Genomic DNA, 18,381 nt, shown 5'->3' with positions numbered 1-18,381 from the left:
TTTGTATGGGCCTGTTGTAGCCGGGCCGGGCCTATAGAACCATTCGACGATGGTAGTAACAAGCCCCTACAAAACGTCTTGGATCCCCCCGCTGGTTGCTGAAACCCACGTATTTCAGGCTTCCCCGCCCCCTGTAGGCGCTGGCGAAGCCTGCGATCTTTTGATCTTCCGGGGATTGTTACGAAAATCGCGAAAGGTGTTTATCAAAACCATGGGTATATGAATGTACCCCCCACGCCTAAAATCAGCCTCGCCAACAAGGCAACCCTGATTAACCAAGTTGCAGCCCCCACGAAGGCAGTTAATCAAACAACCAAGTACTGAAGTTCCACACGCAATCTCAAAAGGATTGCGTGAACCCTCACGACTTTAGAAAGGTAAATTTGAAATGAAAGCTTTATTAGTTCTGGCCCTCAGTAGTCTGTGCGCAACCGCCATGGCAGACGAGGCCCCGACTGATGTCGCGCAGCAACAACCCGTAGTTGAGGAATACACCTACTCCACCCACCTGGACATCGCCAACGTCGTGTCCATGAGCGAAGTTCCGAATGTGTGCGAAGTGGTTCCGATGAAAATGGAATACGACGACTCCAAAGGTCAACGCCACATCCTGCGTTATAGCGTCATGGGTAATGGCTGCACTAACGGCTGATCCGCCACGCACTTGGAGTCATAAATATGAAAATCAAACTGATCCTCGCCCTGACCCTTTCCGTATTGGCCGGTAGCGCTTTCGCTGCTGATGGTTACGACCGCACCGGCTCGGCGGCGTTTACCAGCGGTGCGCCTGTCGCTTCTGACGGTGCAGATCACGTTGGCGCTGCCAAGGTCGCCGCCGACGGCGCCGATCACGTTGGCGCTGCGCACCTCAGCTAATGGCTGAACGCGACATTAGGGCCCGGCTTCGGTCGGGCTTAGTTGTGTCTAGGGCCAGCGAAAAGCGCCTTGAAACACAACATGTAGTGAAAAAGCCGATTTTTTGGCTATTTTTTGAACAAAAATACAGCCCGCCAAAAATTATGAAAAAAAATCTGCACCCGCGATATCCAGCCAAAGCCCTGTAAACCCTCGCTCCGATCAAAAAACCGCCCCCGCCGTCCGTTCTCAGTGCCATTTCGTCGCACCACAGCCCTGTTTTTTTCCCTATAATGCGGCCTTAAACGGGCCTGCAATATTCCCTTACAGGGGTAAGCAGCCAGTCCGAAGCCCCACGCAGAAGCGATTCACTTTCTCTGCGCCCATCGGCGGCTCGGCTCCGTAAAAAATTTCTGTTTTTGCCTGCGGTAGCTGCAATTACATTTTCCTTAGATCCAACGCGGCCAGTACGACCGTGTGACAAACCATCACATGGGCAATCTGGCCCTCACGCAGGAGACGACACGTCATGCTGAGCTGGGACGAATTCGACAAAGAAGACACGGGCGAAGTGGCAGTAAAAGGCGCAAACGCCGGCCACGCGACTGAAGCCAACATGGACCGCCTCGACACCGCCGGCGGTGTTGCCGCCCAAGAAGCGCGTGCCGTGACCGCAACCGACTCCGCTGCGATCGCTCGTGCCAAGGCTGCCTTGGACAACCTCGACATCGCCGAAGGCCTGGCCGAACTCGAAGGCGCCTCCGCCCGTGTCGCTGTCGACGAAAAGCGCATGATCAACTGCCGCGCCGACCTCAACCAACTCGTACCATTCAAGTACGACTGGGCCTGGCAGAAGTATCTGGACGGTTGCGCAAACCACTGGATGCCGCAAGAAGTCAACATGACCGCCGACATCGCCCTCTGGAAAGACCCGGAAGGCCTGACCGACGACGAGCGCCGCATCGTCATGCGCAACCTCGGCTTCTTCTCCACCGCCGACTCCCTGGTTGCCAACAACCTCGTCCTGGCCGTATATCGCCTGATCACCAACCCGGAATGCCGCCAGTACATCCTGCGCCAGGCGTTCGAAGAAGCGATCCACACCCACGCCTACCAGTACTGCATCGAATCGCTGGCCATGGATGAAGGCGAAATCTTCAACATGTACCACGAGATCCCATCGGTCGCGAAAAAAGCCACTTGGGGCCTGAAATACACCCGTTCGATCTCCGATCCGAAGTTCGAAACCGGCACCGTCGAAACCGACAAAGAACTGCTGCGCAACCTGATCGCTTACTACTGCGTCCTGGAAGGCATCTTCTTCTACTGCGGCTTCACCCAAATCCTCTCCATGGGCCGCCGCAACAAAATGACCGGCGTCGCCGAGCAGTTCCAATACATCCTGCGCGACGAATCCATGCACCTGAACTTCGGCATCGACGTGATCAACCAGATCAAAATCGAAAACCCGCACTTGTGGGATGCTGAGATGAAGGAAGAAGCCTCGCAGATGATCTTGCAAGGCACTCAGCTTGAGATCGAATACGCTCGCGACACCATGCCTCGTGGGGTGTTGGGGATGAATGCGGCGATGATGGAGGACTACCTGAAGTTCATCGCTAACCGTCGTTTGTCGCAGATTGGGTTGAAGGAAGAGTATCCAGGGACGACTAACCCGTTCCCTTGGATGAGCGAGATTATGGACTTGAAGAAAGAGAAGAATTTCTTTGAGACGAGAGTTATTGAGTATCAGACTGGTGGTGCGTTGAGCTGGGATTGATATTCTTAACGTGATTATTAAGTCAAGCTCAAGGCAACCTCACTGAGTTCAAAAAAGCCCCGAATTATCTCGGGGCTTTTTTATTTAAAATCTCAACAAAACTGAATAAAACACTTACTAAAATATCGGAATAACCTTCAGAAATAGCTCTCCACTTCATCAATAGAAACATATCAAATTTCTATATTGCTCAACTCCAACTCCCTTGCAAGTATGCCAAAACGCTCTTTTATATTAGAGGAATCGTTCGTACCTTGCTGCGTGAGCCGGTCATATTCGAGAAGCTCGAAAGATGACTCCGCATATTCCTCTGCTGCGCGCAAACGGTTTTCCTTTAGTCGCTCACGAAAATCGAAAAGCTTTCTACGAGTGATCTTAGCGACCTCACCAGTTCTCAAGGCGGCACGAAACACGAGATAATAAACTATCATATTACCCTGAGATTGGAGCAATTCATCTTTCTCCATGAAGACATCAGCCATCGCACTAACGACCTCAATAGTTGCACCCTTCAACTCCGAAACACGGTCACTGCCATTGCTGTGATAATTTCGCGCCAAAGCATCCAAATAAACCTTTTTTGTATCTATCAGACGACCACTACCACGTAAATTTTCCTCAACAAGAAGCATACGCACAGCAACTTCCCGATGCTGGTATCGATTATTATTAAACTTCACCCGACTCACAAACAACGGAGTTGCCGCCACTTCACGAATAGCAGTGACCATCTCACCACCGATTGCATTTCTTTTTTCAGCAGCATTCAACGGCACTGCCTCATTCAATCTAGAAAACATATCCTCAATTAAATCCTCATCATCGGTTCTAATACCGACAACAGGAAGTACAAAAGAATCAAATGCGATCCGAATTTTCGGAAAAGCTTTAGCTATATCTTCGTACGTCAAATTAGCTAAATTTATTAAATTATCTCGCTGATACTCAAAATCTTCAGATAGTGCAAAATCACCATCAATAAAGCTCCAAATAGTCTGTAATCGCTGACGCCCATCAACTACTGCATACGAGAATCCGGTCTCAGTCTTTTGTTCGCGAGTAAACTCATGAAAGTACAACTTTGGAACATCATAATCATTAAGAATTGAATCAATGAGCAATTGCTTCTTTTCTCTTGTCCAGACTCCCCCCATACGTTGGTAATGTGGATCCAGCTGAATCTCTTCTTTGTCAGAATAGAGAAGCATAATAGTACTATTTTTTAGAGCGAAGGTTTCTATATAGCTCATTGAACACCATCCTTGATAATTGACCCCACACTAGCCAATTCAGGAAACATTTGAAATCTCCCAAACCCAAGCAATTGTAACTGTTTAAGAATCACAGGCTTAGCCTGATGCGGGATTCTATATTTAATGATGTGAGAGGAATCTCCGACGTCCTCAATAGAAATACTTTCATGATGATGAATAGTAAAAACGCCTAGCTGAGCTTGTATCCGAGCATTATTTCTTGTTGCAATTGTAGCAACAGGCAACAGCTGTATTCTCTTATTTTGTGCCAAGCTGTCTACAGAGTAATTTTGCAGTTCATCATCATCAAAGGACGGAATATAACCATCCTCGTCTTTATTATTTATATGAGCATTCTTATTCAGCTCGGAAGGTCTAAGCAGCCACAAAGCCGCGTCTCTATCTGGCTCCGATGAAAAGCCTTCAACGGCAAAATACAATCCGACCAGTGGACTCTCACTCCAGTCAAGCAACCTTGTAGGCACCCCATAATGTTGCATTAGGAACAACCAATCAAACGATGCTCCTGGATGCCTCTCTATCAACATAGCGGCGCTTTGTTTAAAACGCTTCAGTAGTGTTGCTTCGGAGGGAGGATTTTTTAATCTGATATAGCCCGGCAACAGTGACCAATCAATATTCGACTGCCCTCGGTACCACACCGCACCAGGATAACCTGCGTTATCTTGATCCAAAGCCTCAAGCAGTGACTGTACGGATGTAATTTCGCATGGTAGAACCAAACTCCCTGTAGCAAATAGTGATGACTAAACCGTCATCGGCATGGCTGTACGCTACTAATTTGCCACCACTCTGTCTACCAATAATCTCTCTAAAAACATCTGTCTAAAAAATTAAGAAGTTGAGATATAAAGCGATAAAATCAAAAAAAACCTTTCCAATCAAACAGCTAACTCCAACGAAACGTGCCCTAATCGCTAAATCGGATGCAAGATATTTTTAAGGCGCAGAACCAATACAGGTATATCTCTAAGCTCGCACTCCCACACAACCTCAACTTTCCACCCAAGAGCCTGCAGATCTCTCATAGCTCTTACATCTCGCTCAATATTCTTAGAAAACTTTTCGTTCCAAAAATCACATCTACTTTTAGGAATGTATGCATATTTACATCTATCATGACGGTGCCAAAAACAACCGTGCACAAAAATACATAATCGGAGACGAGAAAATACAATATCAGGAGTGCCGGGCAAATCTTTTCTAACCGCTCGAAACCTGTAGCCTAAACGATGGCAAATGGAACGGACGATCAGTTCAGGTTTCGTATTTTTACTCCGAATACGCTGCATACACATACGACGCTGTTCAGGAGTAAGCGTATCCACCATAAAACTTTACCTACTAGCCAAGGGAGAAAATTTCGATTTCAATTTCATCCTCAAACTCTAAAACTTCTGGCGAAACCGATATATTATCAACTCGCACTCCAGGCACAACCGGGTCTAGTCGGGCCAGCACAGCCACCGCAAATTCTTGCATCGGTTTAGAAATTTTTAATTTAGCTCTTTTTTTATAAATATCATAAATTCGATAAATTCGATAGTCAGAAAACTCTTTCATATGCAAGAGCTCATTTATCGAAATATGGATCTTGTGCCCAAATCCACCGGAAGTAGATTTAACATCGATATAGTTATTAGCTCCAACCACAAAATCAAACGCCTCGATAGCGTTCTCACTTGAGGACCATTTATAGGAAGTGATCGCGCCACTCCCCTGCAGCTCACTTAAATAATAGTTAACAAACTCTTCTCCTAAAGCACCAATCGCATCTGTTGCATCTCGAGCCTTTCGAAGATCGTCTTTAGAAACGTTTCTTTTTGAGCTCCATCTTTTAAGCTGCTCAACACCGACGAGCCCTCCTTGCGACGCATCCTCTAGAGCTCCTTCTATGTCCATGATTCTTGCAGCGTGAGAGTCATCAATGTCAGGATGATCAACTACAGTTTCAAGCTCGGCAGAACTGAAAGCCCGCATGGACGCGCCATTGAGCAATGAAAGAATTCTCGCGTGTAAGCTTTCATCCTCACTAACGTTCGCCGCCACCAAAATTAATTTTAGCTCGTCAGGTATGGACTCACCGCCAAATATCATTATTGCAAAATCACCCTCGCGTAATTCATTGTAGCGCTCAGGCGATTCGATCGGATTATTGACAAACTCCCCATTCAGGCGCCAATTTTTATAAGCAGCGCCTTTTACAATTTTTCTAGCTAATGAGTGTTTGGGGGCAGCCCCAGGCCCATATATACTCACATCAATCAAAAATGAAGTCTTTCCTTTTTGCGTCGAAAAATCCGGCAAATCAGGATAAAGCTTTTCAATAAAAATATCGGCATTCAAATTAATCGACTTTTGATTACCGGCATTCATGTGCTTAAAATGCCAAGTAAACAACGTAAGATCCGACTTAGTAAGCCGCTTAATTGCAATCTTACTCATATTTCATCCTTGAGATTAGCCATTATTTCTTTGGCCAAAGCATATGAAAGAAGTGGAGGAACTGCGTTACCAACCTGTTTAAACGCCGGATTCATACTTCCAGAAAACTTAAATCCATCCGGAAAAGATTGAAGCCTAGCCGCTTCCCTTACAGAAATCGTCCGTGCTTGTGAGCTATCGTAGTGAATGTGTGAGTAACCATCTTTTCCTAAGTGCGCCATCAGTGTTCTAGCAGGCTGCACAGCTTCCATTTTTCGCCATTTATTTGGGAATTTCCCCGGATCATATGGAGGAACAATACTTTTGAAAAGAGCATCGTACTCTGCAGAACCCTCAAGAACCTCGTCACCCATTATTCTTTTTTTTGCAAGCGCCTCATTAAACAAATTCACTGCATGAGCATACGCTTCAGGATATTGATCACCTGGGTTCATTCTTGCAAAAATCTGATAATCTCGAGGTAGTGAACGAGTTACATGACCATATACGACCCCATGACTCTCAAAACGAGGCCAGTTACGCATTAACTTAGCATAATCAGACTGCTTAACTCCGGCCGGATATTCTGAAATTTCATTTGGGCTACGAGCACCTTTCTTTACTTCCTGCTCCAAATGCTTAGTAATCCTAGGCAGATCATAAAGCGCTTCTTCAGCGGTTACAGCGGGCTTACATTCAGCTTTCATTGCTACGGGAGGAGCAATGAAGTACTTGTCTCCACCTAACAAATCGGAGTTAATCGTTTTTAAAGCTACTTTCCTACTATTATCATACCCTTTGGGCAGACTAATCCAATTTGTTGGCGACGGAAACTTAACCTCCCGCTTCAATTCTTTGGAGTACGCAATCAAAAACATACGCTCACGCATTTCTGGCACACCGAAATACACTGCATTCAGAAGCGTATAACCACAATCATAACCAAGATCATCTAATGTCTCACAAACCTCCTCTGCAATATTGTGCCCGCCATAGTTAAGCACATCGGGAACGTTCTCCATCAAAATCGCAACCGGCTTTAATTCGCGAACAAAGTGCAAATAGCGTAGGTATAAGTTTCCCCGCGGATCTTGCTTAAAGGCTTGTGGATGCTCTGCCACTTCTCTCAATTTGGCACGCCCCACACGTGCGAAAGCTTGGCAAGGCGGGCCGCCGACGATGACATCAATCGCCCTGTCGGCATCCCCTTTGAACCCCATATCATTAATGAAGGGTACAGGTTCAATAAGCGTTATGTCGTGAGCTTGAGCATGCTTTTCGAAGAGTTCGGGAGGGAGCTCTCTATGAAAATTCATTGCATGTGAACGAGCGGCGTGCGCGTCGAACTCAATGGCGGCTGCATTCTTGAAACCTGCTCGGTCAAAACCGAGGGAAATTCCGCCGCAACCTGCAAAAAGGTCTAAAACCTTAGGCGTGCCACCATTTTGTATACGTGCGATTTTTTCTCGATGGATCTCTCTCATAACGATCTTGAACGGCCTGACTCAAAACGCTGGAGTATATAGAAGGTAGGAGCCAGTAGCAGCACCATCGACTTACCGATTAGCTGCTGGGCTCCAATCAGACTCAGGTCGAGAAATGGACTACACCTTAGCTCATCCAGAGCGAGGAAATTTAGCTGAATTGAGACCCCATCGAATTTCGGCCCCTCTTATTATTCCGATCAGCACACCTGCGAATCGCCATGGCTTGACCACCTTTTCTCAACCCAATACTCTTCTGTTTCGGCGCCTAAGAAACGCCTCAACCAGAGCGGTCCTCCGCACCCGACAGTCATGCGGCTTTTTTTCGTCTGCGGTTTCTCTACGCCTTCGAGAAAATCCCCGTTATGTCGGGAGTGGGCGAATACAAGACCCGAAAGGGGAATATGTCCGGCCCGTCTCTGGTGGGTTTCTTAGCTCCCGACACCCATACCGAATGCCCTAAGAAAGCAGCCAGAGGTAAAGGAAATGCCTGATCGTCCGACCTTCATGACGAAGGTGAATCGCCGTACCCAAATATCCAATCGCGTGCTTCCGTTGCAGGAGGTTCGCCATGCCTGAACCGCTTATATCAACCCTTTTCACCCGCCATAACATCTACCTTCATGCCCTTCTGGTGGAGAACCAAGCTTGGTTCTGCGCTCATGACTTGGGACGTTTGATGGGCAAGTACCTCGATGAACGCATGTCCCGCAAGCTCGATGCTGATCAGCGGCAGATGATGTTTATCTACGCCCACGGCGCTGCGGAAGAACGCTTGATGCTCAGCGAGTCCGGCGTATATGCGTTGTTGGTTTATCACTACTGCCCGGAGTATCGATTGCTACGCGAGTGGTTGACTCACCAGGTGGTGCCTGCGCTGCGTGATGCACGGCCATTGCGGGCGGTCGAGCGTCCGACGTTGAGCGTGTTGGATTGGCCGCAGATGTCGCTCAGCATGCTGCACTGGCAGGATGAGCCGTGGATTCGGTTGCGGGATATGCCGTGTTTGTTGGCGGGTGGTCCAATCAATCGGCGTGAATCCTGGTGGCGGAAGATGTCTCGGGTGTTGCGCGGGTTCTGATTATTTGTTGCGACTTAAAAAATCCGCTGCTTGAGGTTCAGGCAGCGGATTTTGTTGTGTGGCATCTTCGCTGATGGTTCTGCTATTCATACTCGGCTGCAAAGCAGTCGCCATGCAAACAACTCGATCTGTCTGATGCAACGCGTTTGCCGGTTTTGGGCTGCTACGCAGCCCAGCGAGAGCAAGCTCCCTCGCCACGGTGAGTTGCGTTGGCGCAGAGTCGGCGCGGGGTAGATTGACCGAGTTGATGCCGAGATTCGCGAGCAAGCCAGCTCCCACAGGGTTGGTGGGTTACCGCGGTTTTTGCGGTGTTTTGAAAACAGTCAGTGCAACCCGCCCCGCCTCCCGCTATTAATACCCTCCCCCACTCAAGGACCCGAGCCCACCATGAAATTCGACCTCGCCTACTGCCTCAGCCTCGACGACAAGCTGTCGATCTATGACGTGCGAGATTTGAATTTCGACGAGACGATGGAGTTCGATTCCGCCAAGGAACACTTCCAGTGTCCCAATGACGCCTGCAGAGCGGCCTTCGATGGGTTGAATGTATTGACGACGTTCAACGCCAAGAATGTGAATTACGTTCGCACCCCACACTTCAAAAACACGCCCAGCACACGGCATGTGGCGGATTGTCCTTATGTCAGCCTGAAGACGCCGGCGTCGGGGCTTGAGGCGGACGGGGCGGAATCGGATGACAGTCGCGAGGAGCATTTCCCGTCGGAATTGTTACTGACTCGGCGTGAGTATGTGCGCAAGCCGTCGAGCCCGGCGGCGGCGGCGGATGTGGTGCGGGACGACCCGAAGCCAACCACTGCGGCTAGCAACACAGAACACCCGAGCCGTGAATCGGCGCCGGACAAGACCAGTGTCTTCGCCCATCCGGTGGAGTGTTTTGTGTCGAACTTCGAGGACAAGGAGTTGCTCAAGCGCATGCCGCTGAAGATTGGCGAGCACACGGCGCCTTATGGGTCGTTCTTCAAGAAGATCGAGTACTTGCAGGACAACAACGGGCTGATTTACTGGGGCAAGATCAAGCAGATCAAGGATTACACCCAGAGCTTTCGCATCGATTTCGAACAAAAGGTCTGGTTCAAGCAAGCGGACGAGGCGAAGAAGAAGCCTTATTCAGTGAATGTTTACTTGAGCAAGAAGCTGATCGACAACTACCGCAAGCGCAAGGCGTTCCTGGAAGAGATCAAGCACGCGATCGAGAGCGGGAAAGAGTTGTTCTGTTTCTTTTACGGCGTGACGCCGGAGTTGAAGCAGGTGCCTAGCAAGAAAACCCCCGAACAAACGTTCGGGGTGTTCAGTGCGAATATTGAGAACCTGGATCACTTTATTGTTCGGGAAGCGCCGGGGTTGTCGGAGAAGTAATCGCGGTTTAAGGCAATTGCACCGCAACACCGCCGGGGTGCTGTTTAACCACGCTATAGGGCAGAACGCTCCAGTCCACAAACGCACACGGGGCGTCCGCGTGGGAGAAGTAAGGCCCTAACTTGATTCCTTTTTCGGTGAAATACCAAGTGGGGAACGGCCAACGATCTACTTCGCCGTAAGCACAGTTCTCGTCGCTGCCAGGCAACTGATCGGGATAAAGCTCACGTAACTGCCCAACCAACCAAGGTGCTAATTCTTTGTTGCGGTAGTCGGAATAGGCAGTGAATGTGTCGGTCGACTGCTCGTTATTACGTTCTTCGTAATGCAGCGGTTTGCCCTGTCCTACCCAGAGCACATCCTCAAGCGTCAGAGACTGACCGGTCGTGGCATCCAGGTTGATTGGAGCCTCGCTGTAATCCGGATGCGCGCCGCCACAGCTGGCTTCCGTGCCAACGTTTAGGCTGATGACCGTTGGTGTAATCAACAACGGTTTGACGCTTTGGTAATAGAAGTTCACGCCACCGCCGGCGAGACATTCGTAATACCCCACCACTTCCTGCCATAAACGTCCCATCAACAACTGATTGATGCGATCGCGCGCCTCGGGGGTGTAGCCCGAAACAATTTCAAAGAACGTCACCTTTGTTTGCGGCTCGCTCCACCATTGCAACGAGTAGCCATCGAACGTTTCTGTCTTTCCTTGCTTGAGCTTCATACCTTGCAGACGCAGATACTCGTAAAGCTCAGTGTCATGGAGCTTGGCGAGGTAAGGAAGAGTACCGGCGGGGATTGCGGGTAACTTGGCTTCTGCCAGTTCTATCTTCAGCGTTTTCCCTTCGTCGTTGCTCCATTCTCCCCGCAACCTGTTGGGCTCGATATTCAGATGAATTTGCGGCCGAGGCTTGTTCTCTCCGTAAGGCTTTTCACCCTCGTCGAGTACCAGCATTTCTGCGTTCTTGATGCCACTGAGGACGATGTCCTTACGGTACTTTTGATAGAAGTAGCGACCGCTTATTTTTTCAGCGTTAGACGTTTCCACTTCCATAACGATTGGCATCTTGCCCAGCGTGCCAGTGAAGATGCGTCGTCCGTCCACGGCGTGCGCGGTGGAACACAGCATGAGGAACAGCGTGGCTACTGGCGCCAGGCGTAACAATCCTTTGAGCATCGATCAATCCCTGAATGAGTTGGAGCAGCGCCGGACAGAGGATTCGCGGCGCAAGTTAAGCGAGGCAGATTATGGCGAGGTTGCTTAGGGTAATCGAGCGCCATTGCACGCTTTAACTCAGCATCATGCTGACCATCACCAACACCAGCAAACCGATATAAACCCGCGCATGAATACGATCCGGTATCCGCCCGATCCACGGCGTCGCCAATCGAATTCCGATGAGCGATCCGACCGTCAGTAGAACAAACGCCGACACATCCACATACCCAATAAACCAGGCCCCCAAATCAAACTCGGTAAACCCGGCCATGGCCATGTAAGTCAGCGTGCCGGCCAGGGCCACGGGCAAACTCAATGGATTGGCCATGGACGTGGCTTGCGACATGTTCAACCCACAACGCCGCAATAACGGCACGGTCATGACACTGCCACCCACACCGAGAAACGTTGCGATAGCGCCGATTCCTACACCAAAGACGTCCGCCCTCCCCAACCGCCGTGGGATTTGGTTATCGGGCTGCGTGAGAAAACCGCGTCTGAGCAAGCAGTCCAGAATCGTAATGCCCAGGTAGACAATAAACGTATACCGAATCACCTCACCCTTGGCCCAAACCGCGGCGATGGCGCCGATGATCGCGCCCACGGCGATGAACCCACCCAACGGCCACAGGTAATGGCGAATGAGATTACCGGCGCGATGATGTTTTCGGGTAGCGATCACGGCGTTTACGATCATCACGCAGGTCGAGGTGGCCACGGCAATGTGCATCGCCGATTGCCCAATGGGGTCGTCGGCGCCGTGGCTGGCCATAAGCATCCGATAGAGCAACGGCACCACAACGAAGCCGCCGCCGAAGCCGAACAGCACGGCGGTAACGCCAGTCATGCAGCCGAAGAGTGTCAGTAAGAGATAGAACATCGCGCATCGTCCATCGTTGAGGAGTTGTCGACGATAGGGCGATGCGGCTTGGCCTGCTTCAGCAAGTCAGCCAATAATGTTCGCGTTTACGCCAACGACTGGATGCCGCTCGATGCGCAATGTTTCGATCAATCTGCTGGACGACACGCCGCGCGCGGTAGTAGCGATCGGCACAGATTATTCCCACGGCCATGTGCTGCCTCGTCATACGCATCGGCGGGCACAACTCCTATATGGCGCCACCGGGGTAATGCAGGTCAGCACCCACGATGGCAATTGGGTGGTGCCGCCGCAGCGGGCGGTGTGGATTCCGGCGGGGGTGGCCCATGAGGTGTTGATGCTCGGGGTGAGTACGCGGAGTTTGTACATCGAACCGACGGCGGTGGATCTGGGGGGTCGCTGCCAGGTGATCAGTGTGTCGCCGTTGATGCGGCACTTGTTGATGGAGGCGGTGGAGGCTCCGCTGACGTACGACGAGGCCGGGCGCGATGGTGCGTTGATCAGATTGTTCCTGCACGAACTGGCCCGTAGCGCTCACCTGCCGTTGCACATTCCGCTGCCGGTCGAAGGACGATTGCTCGGGTTGTGTCAGACATTTCTCCAGCAACCCAACATCCATCAAGCACCGCAGCAATGGGCCGATCAGTTGCACATCAGCCTGCGCACCTTTAATCGCCTGTTCCGCCAACAGACCGGCCTGAGTTTCAGCCAATGGCGGCAGCGAGCCTGCGTGGTGCTGGCCCTGGCGCGGCTGGCGGTGGCTACGCCGGTGACGCGGATTGCCCTGGATTTCGGGTATGACAGCCCGGCGGCGTTCTCGACTATGTTTCGGCGGGTACTGGGACAGGCACCGTCCGTCTGGATGAACGCGGCGAAATAGCAAAAATCAAAAAATGCGTTTGATCCGGGATCAAAACAACTGTACAAAAACACAGTATATTTTGAATCAGCACTCTCGAGCCCGGAGAACACCATGGCCTCTCTTGCGATGAAAATCACCCTGGAACGTATCGCCCTCTTCCAATTCACCCCGGCCCATAGCGCCCAGGCCCGAGCGATGCTGGGTTGGAGCGTGGAAGAGCTGTCTCGGGAGTCCGGGGTTTCCGTGGACGCCATCGAACGTTTCGAGGCTGAGCGTGATGTGCTGGATGTTACGCGGCTGGCGCTGGCGTATCGGTTTGAATCGGAAGGGCTGGTGTTCTTCCCCGGGTTTGCGCCGGGTAGAGGGATGAATGTGAAAGGGTCGACGCCGAACCCGGTGGCGCGGGCGGATTATGCGATGGTTGAGTGAGGTGCTTGCGCAGGCCGCTTCCATGACAAGCGGCCCGGCACCCAACCATCAAGCAACCTACGCCGTCACCTGATCCCCCACATTCTCCACCCCCAACCACCACGCACTCCCACGCTGCGGATACATCACGTTAAACGCCTCACCCATCTGCGGCGTACTGATCGACACATTCCGCTCCCAGGCCAAGGCCAGGATGCGGTCGAAGGGTTCGTACCAGGCGTGCATGGACAGGTCGAAGGTGCCGTTGTGGATTGGTAGCAGCCAACGTCCTTTGAGGTCGATGTGGGCTTGCAGGGTTTGTTCGGGTTGCATGTGCACGTGTGGCCACTCGACGTTGTAGGCGCCGGTTTCCATCAGGGTCAGGTCGAACGGGCCGTACTGTTCGCCGATGCGTTTGAAGCCGTCAAAGTAGCCGGTGTCGCCGCTGAAGAAGATGCGGGTGTTGCCTTCGATCATCACCCACGAAGCCCACAGCGTGCTGTTGCTATCGAACAGGCCGCGGCCGGAAAAGTGCTGCGACGGCGTGGCGATGAACTGGATGCCATCGACTTCAGTGCCCTGCCACCAGTCCAGTTGGCGGACTTTGCTGGCATCGATGCCCCACTTGATCAGGGTGTCGCCGACGCCCAACGGGGTGAGGAAGTACTTGGTCTTGTCCGCCAGTTTGAGCACGGAGTTGTAGTCGAGATGGTCGTAGTGATCGTGGGACAGGATCACCGCTTCAATCGGCGGCAATTCTTCCAGGCTGATCGGCGGCTGGTGGAAACGCTTGGGACCGGCCCATTGCACCGGTGAGGCGCGTTCGGCGAAGACCGGGTCGGTGATCCAGAACTTGTCCCGCAGTTTGAGCAGGACGGTGGAATGACCGAGGCGGTAGACACTGTGGTTGGGGGCGGCGATCAACGCGGCCTGGGTCAGGGTGTGTACCGGGATCGCTGCGCTCGGGCGCGTGCTGCGCGGTTTGTGGAAAATCATGTTCCACATGATGCGCAGCATTTTGCGAAAGCCTTCGCGCTGGACCGGCTGGTGGTTTCGGAAATGCCCTTCCACCTGACGGGAAGCTTCAGGTCGGATGGCGATTTCCACAGAGGAATTTGAATTGGCCATGAAGGAATGACTCCAGAAAAACCACGCAATTCGCAGTTTTCCGCGGTGGGACGATAAATGGCCAAGGCACGCACGCATCAGCCGGAGATTCTATTCTTCACTGTGGAGGATTAACGAAACATTACACTGCACAGTGTAGTTTCTAGGTTGCATCAAACTCGATCACAAGTAAACTGCCGAGTGTAACTCTCCACTTTTTCCTGCCGAAGCGTACTTATGACAGCTCCACAGCGCCTCACCGACCGAAAACGCGAAGCCATCATCCAGGCGGCGATTACCGAATTCCGTGCCAACGGTTTCGATATCACCAGCATGGACAAGATCGCCGCCACCGCCGACGTGTCGAAGCGCACGGTGTACAACCACTTTCCGAGCAAGGAAGAGTTGTTCGCCGAAATCCTCAATCAATTATGGACGCGGGTTACGTCCGAACAGGAAGCGTCCTACCGCCCTGACCTGCCCCTGCGCGATCAGCTGCGTCAGATCCTGCTGGCGAAAGTGCAGATGATGGGCGACAACAACTTTCTCGACCTGGCGCGGGTGGCGATCGCCGCCACCATCCATTCCCCCGAGCGCGCACAGAACATGGTCACCCGGATGGGTGAACGCGAAGAGGGCCTGACCCTGTGGATTCGCGCCGCCCAGGCCGATGGCCGGCTCAAACCGGTCGCCCCGGAGTTTGCCGCGCAGCAGGTTCAGGGGCTGCTCAAGTCGTTTGCGTTCTGGCCGCAGATTTCCATGGGCCAGACCGGTCTTTCACCGGATGTACAAAGCACGGTCGTCGAGTCGGCCATGGACATGTTTTTGGCCTGCTATCAGCTCTAAATCAAGTCTCTGCCACGCCTGCGCCCCTCGTTAAATGGCTCCCAAGGACACTGATTATTCCTGTTGGAATAAATGACAATGTCTGCCGCTTTACCGATGAACGGTAGCTCTGAATCAAACACCGAAAAGTGTTTCAGAATGAAACTGGCGCAGGGAATTATGGAAAACCAACGCGGCAAGGGGCTTTCGTTCGCCCGACGCATCTACATGCCCAGAACCGTCGGCCTGGGCATTGGCTGTATCTGTGTGACCGCTGCGCTGTATCCACTGAACATGCCGGGCTGGGTCTGGATCCTGATGCTGGTCAATGGCTTCGTCTGGCCGCATTTCGCCTATCAGGTGGCCTCCCGGTCGCCCTACCCCTATCAAGCCGAACGTCGCAACATTATTGGCGATTCACTGTGCGGCGGTTTCTGGGCCGCGGCCGTTCAGTTCAACCCGATCGTCACCGTTACCATTCTTTCCATGATGACAATGAACAACGTCGCGGCGGGTGGCCCGAGGTTGTTTCTCCAAGGCGCTCTGGCGCAAATGGTCGGGGTGGCGATTGCCTGGCTGCTGTTCGGCCCGGCGTTTACCCCGACGGCCACGCCGATCCAGGTGCTGGCCTGCATACCGTCGCTGACCATTTACCCGTTGGCGGTGGGGATGGTGTGTTATCGACTGGCGTTCAAACTCTCCGAACACAAACGCGCCTTGAGCGCCTTGAGCCGCACCGACAGTTTGACCGGCCTGCTCAACCACGGCGCCTGGAAGGACCTGTTGCACGTCAAGTTTCAGCAGTGTCGGCACAACCACGTGGCGTCGGTGATTGCGCTGATCGACATCGACCACTTCAAGGCAATCAACGACACCTACGGGCATATCGTCGGAGATACGGTGCTGCGTCAAATGAGCTTTGAACTCAGGCGCAACCTGCGTGAACTTGATCTGGCCGGCCGTTATGGCGGCGACGAGTTTTGCGTGATCCTGCCCAACATGTCGTTGCATCAAGCCTGGGAAGTCATGGAACGCCTGCGCGAGGTGCTCAATGACTATCGCCACCCGCACGTGCCCGAACTGCGAATCAGGCTGAGCATTGGCCTGGCCACTTACCAAACCGCGTTCAGCGATGCGACTGCCTGGCTCAACGATGCAGATAAAGCCCTCTACACCGCAAAAAACACCGGACGCAACAAGATCAGTGTGGCGTCGGGCTCTCCAAGCGGCGGCTCAGCCTCGCGCATCTCCGCCTAAAAACTTGTACAAGCAGTCATAAAATCACTTTCTTGTACAAGTTTATGAAGTTTTGTATAAGTATCTCGCTGTCAGCCAGGGAACGCTGACATTGAGCACACAACGCCGAAGACAGCCATAGTCTTCGGCCTGCAGGCGCAGGAATAGGGACGACTCCTTGTTGTTCCCCACTTTTTGAGTGCTGCCGCCATGTTCTTCAATCGCCACAAGCCCGACCTCGAAGCAATTCAGCAAACTGTCGCCAATCAAACCGGCCTTCTGGACGCGATCGATCGCTCGATGGCGGTGATCGAGTTCGATCTGGACGGCGTCGTGCTGCGCGCCAACGACAACTTCCTCAAGACCCTGGGCTATGAGCGCGACCAAGTGCTCGGCAAGCCGCATCGCCAGTTCTGTACACCGGAACTCGTCCGCAGCAGCCAGTACACCCAACTGTGGTCGCGCCTGAAAAACGGCCAGTTCGAGTCAGGCACTTTCGAGCGGATCAACAGCAAGGGGCAGCCGATCTGGCTGGAGGCCAGTTACAACCCGATCAAGGATGACTCGGGTCGGGTGGTGAAAGTGGTGAAGTACGCCATGGACGTAACGGCCCGGGTGCAACATGAAAGCGAATCCAACGCCAAGTTGCAGGCTGTCGACCGCGCCATGGCGGTGATCGAGTTCAACCTGGATGGCAGCATCATCACGGCGAATCAGAATTTTCTGACGCGCATGGGTTACAGCCTCGCCGAGCTCAAAGGCAAACATCATCGGATTTTCTGCACCCCGGAACTGGTCAACAGCGGCGCGTATCAGGACTTCTGGCGCCGCCTCAATCAGGGCGAGTTGTTCCATGGTCAGTTCGAGCGCGTCGACAAACGCGGGCAAACGGTCTGGCTGGAAGCCAACTACAACCCGGTGTACGACGCCGGTGGCCGGTTGTGCAAAGTGGTGAAATTCGCCTCGGACGTCACCGCCCGGGTCGAGCAACATGCCCAGGATGCCCGCAGCGCTACCGAGGCTTATCACATCTCGGTGGAGACACGAAAAGTCGCGGAGCAAGGCACCCAGGTCATCCAGCAAGCGGCCAGCGAGATGCGCGAAATCGCCGCCAACATCGCAGAGTCCTCGACCTTGATCGCCCAACTCGGCGAGCGCTCCGAGCAGATCACCGCCATCGTCAATACGATTCGGGCGATTGCCGATCAGACTAATCTGCTGGCACTCAACGCGGCTATCGAAGCGGCTCGCGCCGGTGAACAAGGGCGCGGGTTTGCGGTGGTGGCGGATGAGGTTAGGTTATTGGCGGCGCGGACCAGCGGTTCCACGGCGGAGATTTCCAGCATGATTGGCTTGATCCTCAGCGAGACCCGGCAGGCGATCAAAAGCATGGACGGCACCCGGGATCGGGCGGCGGAAGGGGTTGAGTTGGCGAATCAGGCGGGTACGGTGATTTTGCAGATTCGCGATGGGGCGAGTAATGCGGTGCAGGCGGTGAGCATGTTTGCTAATGAGCGGGTGCCGGGTTGAGGTTGTGAGGGGGGATCGTTTTTTTGCCAGGCAAATGACCGTGTC

17 protein-coding genes and 2 pseudogenes are annotated in these 18,381 nt (G+C 52.6%); 11 read left to right on the top strand and 8 right to left on the bottom strand.

Translation table 11 applies throughout. The features are described from left to right. Positions 1-388 precede the first annotated feature (388 nt). The 3 genes and pseudogenes from ACIQY3_RS22855 (at position 389) to ACIQY3_RS22845 (ending at position 2,635) form a co-directional block, all read left to right on the top strand. The gene (locus ACIQY3_RS22855; protein WP_403023917.1) at positions 389-652 is read left to right on the top strand and encodes a DUF2790 domain-containing protein; all 264 of its coding nucleotides are present in this window, start codon (positions 389-391) and stop codon (positions 650-652) included. 26 nt (positions 653-678) lie between these two features. Further along, positions 679-873 (top strand): annotated as a pseudogene (locus ACIQY3_RS22850) (hypothetical protein); the annotation flags it as partial. Positions 874-1,384: 511 nt separating this feature from the next. Then, positions 1,385-2,635 (top strand): ribonucleotide-diphosphate reductase subunit beta, encoded by a 1,251-nt coding sequence (locus ACIQY3_RS22845; RefSeq protein WP_213941055.1) that lies wholly within the window; start codon positions 1,385-1,387, stop codon positions 2,633-2,635. Positions 2,636-2,808: 173 nt separating this feature from the next. Here the strand turns inward: ACIQY3_RS22845 and ACIQY3_RS22840 are convergent, their stop codons facing one another. From ACIQY3_RS22840 to ACIQY3_RS22820, 5 genes are all read right to left on the bottom strand, one after another. Continuing rightward, on the bottom strand, positions 2,809-3,885 hold the full coding sequence (locus tag ACIQY3_RS22840) for a DUF262 domain-containing protein (protein ID WP_403023908.1): 1,077 nt from the start codon (positions 3,883-3,885) through the stop codon (positions 2,809-2,811). Further along, positions 3,882-4,583 (bottom strand): FRG domain-containing protein, encoded by a 702-nt coding sequence (locus ACIQY3_RS22835; protein WP_403023905.1) that lies wholly within the window; start codon positions 4,581-4,583, stop codon positions 3,882-3,884. The genes ACIQY3_RS22840 and ACIQY3_RS22835 overlap by 4 nt, the downstream gene beginning before the upstream one ends. A gap of 243 nt (positions 4,584-4,826) precedes the next feature. Then, a complete protein-coding gene (locus tag ACIQY3_RS22830) occupies positions 4,827-5,240 on the bottom strand; it encodes a very short patch repair endonuclease (RefSeq protein WP_403023902.1) in 414 nt (137 codons plus the stop codon). Positions 5,241-5,253: 13 nt separating this feature from the next. Continuing rightward, positions 5,254-6,354 (bottom strand): hypothetical protein, encoded by a 1,101-nt coding sequence (locus ACIQY3_RS22825; RefSeq protein ID WP_403023899.1) that lies wholly within the window; start codon positions 6,352-6,354, stop codon positions 5,254-5,256. Then, entirely contained in the window at positions 6,351-7,817 is a 1,467-nt protein-coding gene (locus ACIQY3_RS22820) for a DNA cytosine methyltransferase (RefSeq protein WP_403023896.1), read from the bottom strand. The genes ACIQY3_RS22825 and ACIQY3_RS22820 overlap by 4 nt, the downstream gene beginning before the upstream one ends. 571 nt (positions 7,818-8,388) lie before the next feature. On the opposite strand from ACIQY3_RS22820, the gene ACIQY3_RS22815 reads away from it, so the two are divergent. Together ACIQY3_RS22815 and ACIQY3_RS22810 are read left to right on the top strand one after the other, a co-directional pair. Beyond that, a complete protein-coding gene (locus ACIQY3_RS22815) occupies positions 8,389-8,898 on the top strand; it encodes a Bro-N domain-containing protein (RefSeq protein WP_403023893.1) in 510 nt (169 codons plus the stop codon). A 387-nt stretch (positions 8,899-9,285) separates the two neighbouring features. Next, positions 9,286-10,275 carry a hypothetical protein gene (locus ACIQY3_RS22810; protein WP_403023890.1) on the top strand — a complete coding sequence of 330 codons (990 nt, stop codon included), beginning with the start codon at positions 9,286-9,288 and terminating at the stop codon, positions 10,273-10,275. Positions 10,276-10,282: 7 nt separating this feature from the next. Here the strand turns inward: ACIQY3_RS22810 and ACIQY3_RS22805 are convergent, their stop codons facing one another. Both ACIQY3_RS22805 and ACIQY3_RS22800 read right to left on the bottom strand, forming a co-directional pair. Beyond that, positions 10,283-11,446: a hypothetical protein gene (locus ACIQY3_RS22805; RefSeq protein ID WP_403023887.1), complete on the bottom strand. Its 1,164-nt coding sequence runs from the start codon at positions 11,444-11,446 to the stop codon at positions 10,283-10,285. 112 nt (positions 11,447-11,558) lie between these two features. After that, positions 11,559-12,368 (bottom strand): sulfite exporter TauE/SafE family protein, encoded by an 810-nt coding sequence (locus tag ACIQY3_RS22800; RefSeq protein WP_403023884.1) that lies wholly within the window; start codon positions 12,366-12,368, stop codon positions 11,559-11,561. A gap of 112 nt (positions 12,369-12,480) precedes the next feature. Between ACIQY3_RS22800 and ACIQY3_RS22795 the strand changes: the two genes are divergently transcribed. Continuing rightward, on the top strand, positions 12,481-13,248 hold the full coding sequence (locus tag ACIQY3_RS22795; protein ID WP_403023882.1) for an AraC family transcriptional regulator: 768 nt from the start codon (positions 12,481-12,483) through the stop codon (positions 13,246-13,248). A gap of 93 nt (positions 13,249-13,341) precedes the next feature. Next, positions 13,342-13,659: a helix-turn-helix transcriptional regulator gene (locus ACIQY3_RS22790; RefSeq protein WP_054613790.1), complete on the top strand. Its 318-nt coding sequence runs from the start codon at positions 13,342-13,344 to the stop codon at positions 13,657-13,659. A gap of 57 nt (positions 13,660-13,716) precedes the next feature. On the opposite strand, the gene ACIQY3_RS22785 is transcribed toward ACIQY3_RS22790, so the two are convergent. Continuing rightward, the gene (locus ACIQY3_RS22785; protein WP_403023878.1) at positions 13,717-14,766 is read right to left on the bottom strand and encodes an MBL fold metallo-hydrolase; all 1,050 of its coding nucleotides are present in this window, start codon (positions 14,764-14,766) and stop codon (positions 13,717-13,719) included. Between the two features lie 216 nt (positions 14,767-14,982). On the opposite strand from ACIQY3_RS22785, the gene ACIQY3_RS22780 reads away from it, so the two are divergent. The 4 genes and pseudogenes from ACIQY3_RS22780 to ACIQY3_RS22765 all read left to right on the top strand — a co-directional run bounded on the left by ACIQY3_RS22780 (position 14,983) and on the right by ACIQY3_RS22765 (position 18,336). Continuing rightward, positions 14,983-15,591, top strand: coding sequence for a TetR/AcrR family transcriptional regulator (locus tag ACIQY3_RS22780; RefSeq protein ID WP_403023875.1), 609 nt, complete (start codon positions 14,983-14,985; stop codon positions 15,589-15,591). A 159-nt stretch (positions 15,592-15,750) separates the two neighbouring features. Beyond that, positions 15,751-16,827, top strand: a complete 1,077-nt coding sequence (locus ACIQY3_RS22775) for a diguanylate cyclase (RefSeq protein ID WP_403023996.1) — start codon at positions 15,751-15,753, stop codon at positions 16,825-16,827. A 189-nt stretch (positions 16,828-17,016) separates the two neighbouring features. Further along, a pseudogene (locus ACIQY3_RS22770) lies at positions 17,017-17,784 on the top strand (PAS domain-containing protein); the annotation flags it as partial. Beyond that, positions 17,758-18,336, top strand: coding sequence for a methyl-accepting chemotaxis protein (locus ACIQY3_RS22765; protein ID WP_403023993.1), 579 nt, complete (start codon positions 17,758-17,760; stop codon positions 18,334-18,336). The pseudogene ACIQY3_RS22770 and the gene ACIQY3_RS22765, both read left to right, overlap by 27 nt. Positions 18,337-18,381: the final 45 nt, after the last annotated feature.

Source organism: Pseudomonas sp. NPDC096950 (genome assembly GCF_044762525.1).
In the GTDB taxonomy this organism is placed as follows: Bacteria; Pseudomonadota; Gammaproteobacteria; order Pseudomonadales; family Pseudomonadaceae; genus Aquipseudomonas.
This window is presented reverse-complemented; position numbering and strand designations above follow the sequence as displayed.

Coding starts and splice junctions, on each gene's coding strand:
- ACIQY3_RS22790 (WP_054613790.1), top strand. CDS start 13,342: ATGGCCTCTCTTGCGATGAAAATCACCCTGGAACGTATCGCCCTCTTC.
- ACIQY3_RS22845 (WP_213941055.1), top strand. CDS start 1,385: ATGCTGAGCTGGGACGAATTCGACAAAGAAGACACGGGCGAAGTGGCA.
- ACIQY3_RS22805 (WP_403023887.1), bottom strand. CDS start 11,446: ATGCTCAAAGGATTGTTACGCCTGGCGCCAGTAGCCACGCTGTTCCTC.
- ACIQY3_RS22810 (WP_403023890.1), top strand. CDS start 9,286: ATGAAATTCGACCTCGCCTACTGCCTCAGCCTCGACGACAAGCTGTCG.
- ACIQY3_RS22780 (WP_403023875.1), top strand. CDS start 14,983: ATGACAGCTCCACAGCGCCTCACCGACCGAAAACGCGAAGCCATCATC.
- ACIQY3_RS22815 (WP_403023893.1), top strand. CDS start 8,389: ATGCCTGAACCGCTTATATCAACCCTTTTCACCCGCCATAACATCTAC.
- ACIQY3_RS22785 (WP_403023878.1), bottom strand. CDS start 14,766: ATGGCCAATTCAAATTCCTCTGTGGAAATCGCCATCCGACCTGAAGCT.
- ACIQY3_RS22820 (WP_403023896.1), bottom strand. CDS start 7,817: ATGAGAGAGATCCATCGAGAAAAAATCGCACGTATACAAAATGGTGGC.
- ACIQY3_RS22825 (WP_403023899.1), bottom strand. CDS start 6,354: ATGAGTAAGATTGCAATTAAGCGGCTTACTAAGTCGGATCTTACGTTG.
- ACIQY3_RS22795 (WP_403023882.1), top strand. CDS start 12,481: ATGCGCAATGTTTCGATCAATCTGCTGGACGACACGCCGCGCGCGGTA.
- ACIQY3_RS22855 (WP_403023917.1), top strand. CDS start 389: ATGAAAGCTTTATTAGTTCTGGCCCTCAGTAGTCTGTGCGCAACCGCC.
- ACIQY3_RS22800 (WP_403023884.1), bottom strand. CDS start 12,368: ATGTTCTATCTCTTACTGACACTCTTCGGCTGCATGACTGGCGTTACC.
- ACIQY3_RS22830 (WP_403023902.1), bottom strand. CDS start 5,240: ATGGTGGATACGCTTACTCCTGAACAGCGTCGTATGTGTATGCAGCGT.
- ACIQY3_RS22840 (WP_403023908.1), bottom strand. CDS start 3,885: ATGAGCTATATAGAAACCTTCGCTCTAAAAAATAGTACTATTATGCTT.
- ACIQY3_RS22775 (WP_403023996.1), top strand. CDS start 15,751: ATGGAAAACCAACGCGGCAAGGGGCTTTCGTTCGCCCGACGCATCTAC.